The organism is Thermobrachium celere DSM 8682, assembly GCF_000430995.1.
Classification (GTDB): Bacteria; Bacillota; Clostridia; order Clostridiales; family Caloramatoraceae; genus Thermobrachium; species Thermobrachium celere.
Window position 1 is genome coordinate 2,975 of the sequence record NZ_HF951988.1, and the last position, 492, is coordinate 3,466.

Below are 492 nucleotides of genomic sequence, written 5' to 3' on the forward strand. Positions count from 1 at the left end.
TTTTCTACACATTCTCCACAGGCAACACACTTATCCTTATCCACCTGTGCAACATAATTAGAACGCACCATATCTGGATTTACAAACATATTTGCAATTCTAACAGCAAAGCACCCACATCCACAGCAGTTACATATAGCATGGGTTTTGCCTGGTCCATCTGTATTTGGAATACAGTGCATCAGACCATTTTCTTCTGCTCTTTTTATTATCTCAAAGGCTTCTTCACGAGTAATCTGTCTTCCCCTTCCTGTTCTTATATAATATTCAGCTGCATGTCCAAGTTGTATGCACATATCCTCCTTTAAGTGACCACATCCCTCTCCCATTGCTTCTCTAGCTGTACGGCAAGACATCTGAAACTGAAAAATGGTTCAGCTATACTATTTGGTGCACTAAACAGCAGTTCACTTAACCTACAACTTGCAAATATTCCAAAAGGATATAGTGTACCTAATACAAGCAATAATTATTATATTCGTTGCAGCAGAC

1 pseudogene is annotated in these 492 nt (G+C 38.8%); it reads right to left on the reverse strand.

Features of this window, described 5'->3' with window-relative positions:
- Nucleotides 1-353 (reverse strand): annotated as a pseudogene (locus TCEL_RS00040) (FAD-dependent oxidoreductase); the annotation flags it as partial.
- Nucleotides 354-492: the final 139 nt, after the last annotated feature.